Raw genomic sequence first — 1,899 nt, forward strand, 5'->3', positions numbered from 1 at the left:
GGCAACAGTGACTTGTTTAACCGCTTCGATTTTGAATTGTTCGGGGTAACGTTTATGGCTCATGGACACCTCTTTTTTAGCTAGTTTATCTAACTAAAAGGTGTCTAGGAAATCAGTGGCGATTCACTTTTGGCTGGGTGATCTGAATCGCCACCGTTACTCTGTAGCATCACTAAGATTTGCTCAATAGACTTGGAACTCACCATTACCAAAGCAGCACAGGATGGGGCAAAGGTGATTACTCCGCAAATGCAGACAACGCCATTCCTCCCTTCGGCGCTGCCGAGGATGTGGCTGAAAAATGGCGTAGCTGAGAAGCCGTTCCTGGACATCTATGTCCGCCACGGCATTTGGCGGGCTTTCTGCCTGAGTTCATCTTCACATCGAATGATGTGCGACGCTCTAAACAAAGTTTGGGTCTGGTTTAACCCGACAAAAAAAGCCACTGTGAACAGTGGCTTTTTTGTAGAAACTGACATGGTGAATGCTCACCAATCCCATCTAGAACGGCAGTTCACATAAAGTTATGCCAAAAGCCATTCAAGATATTAAAAGTATTGCCTTTTATTGTAAAAAAAGCCAATTTTGTTAAGTTAAACTCAAATATTGTCAACGATTTGAGCAAGAACTATGGAGTGTTCGCCGCTGAGCGTAAAGATAGCATCTTGACACTTTCGGCGACAGCACCTAATCAACAAAACGCCAGCTGGATCTTAGAATACCCAGTTGGCCATGCTTATCTCCTGTGATTATGGAGGAGTACCTTGGGAGATAACCTCCCGAGGGTAAGGTATTGCTGTTTAGGGCCAGCTACCGCTATAGCCAGCGAGCGCTGACAGTGAGTAAAGAGTATGACAGGAGCCCAAAAGGATAAAACTCTGTAACTGCCCTTTTAAGGTGCAAAAGACAAGTTTTCCTAAGCAAAGGATAGGATGAAAAGTATGATGATTCACTTATGAGTGGGTTAAACTATCCAAACATGAGGTTCTAAGAAAAACTTTCACATGTGAAAGTTTTGCGGGTCAACCCCAAAGGGGCAAAAGATGGGTAGAACACTGGAAGATATTATTGCAGAGCAACCTCAAAATCTCGTTGATTCTGCTCAAGAAACAGCTTCAAAACAGCTAATACATATCCATTTAATCGAGTTACTAGAACGTATCGGGGCTGATGCAGACTGCCACATTGATAACTGCACGATCGATAGCCTACAGAGACTGAAACAGCTTGTTGAATCAGCAGGAGGAAAACTTCGCCTACATATTGATTTGCCGGATGGTTCAAATCACGGTTTTAAGCTGTGACTCACTAACTTTCACATGTGAAAGTTAATACTTAACTGATGTCACTAAAAGTTAAGCTGGCGTTGTTTCCTAGCCCCTACAAGGAAGACCAGCGCTCTGAAGGATTACCCCCTTAACCGGCTGGCCTACAATCATACCGAAGGTCAGCATTTCGCTCATCGCCTTAATCTCGACACAGCTTGGTGGTTATTGAGATACCATTTGACATTGATGTGATGGACCAGCCTCCTTTCCAGTGCACATCCATCAAAGCTAAATGAAGCTATCAGTCTGAGCATACTGAACTTTTGCTCTAGTCATAGACTAATAAAAGATCGAGGAATCGCCTCTTTATAGTCAGCTTAGCCATCAACATTTGTAAAAAATTGTCACTGTAACCCTCTAGGCAGCAATCTTTCGAGAACGAATCAATTCTTCACGTAAGTAATAAGCTCTAGCAGAGCCAGTTTCTACAATTCCTGTTAAGAGTGCGTATTCCGGCGAAGTTGAACGGCTATTCTGATTGAACGTGAACACCTTGCTCCCTAACGCAAGCTTACTTTAACTGTTATCTCCTAAGTGTTCACGTTCGATGTTTTCCCCTGTGTGTTTGCGC

The 1,899-nt window shown here is 43.4% G+C and carries 2 protein-coding genes; both read left to right on the top strand.

The genetic code is table 11. The annotated features are described in order from the left end of the window. Positions 1 to 192 precede the first annotated feature (192 nt). The gene (locus tag J3L11_RS18685; RefSeq protein WP_207571964.1) at positions 193 to 522 is read left to right on the top strand and encodes a hypothetical protein; all 330 of its coding nucleotides are present in this window, start codon (positions 193 to 195) and stop codon (positions 520 to 522) included. Between the two features lie 521 nt (positions 523 to 1,043). Next, positions 1,044 to 1,304, top strand: coding sequence for a hypothetical protein (locus tag J3L11_RS18690; RefSeq protein WP_207571965.1), 261 nt, complete (start codon positions 1,044 to 1,046; stop codon positions 1,302 to 1,304). Positions 1,305 to 1,899 lie beyond the last annotated feature (595 nt).

This window comes from Shewanella sp. 4t3-1-2LB (assembly GCF_017368415.1).
Lineage (GTDB): Bacteria > Pseudomonadota > Gammaproteobacteria > Enterobacterales > Shewanellaceae > Shewanella > Shewanella fodinae.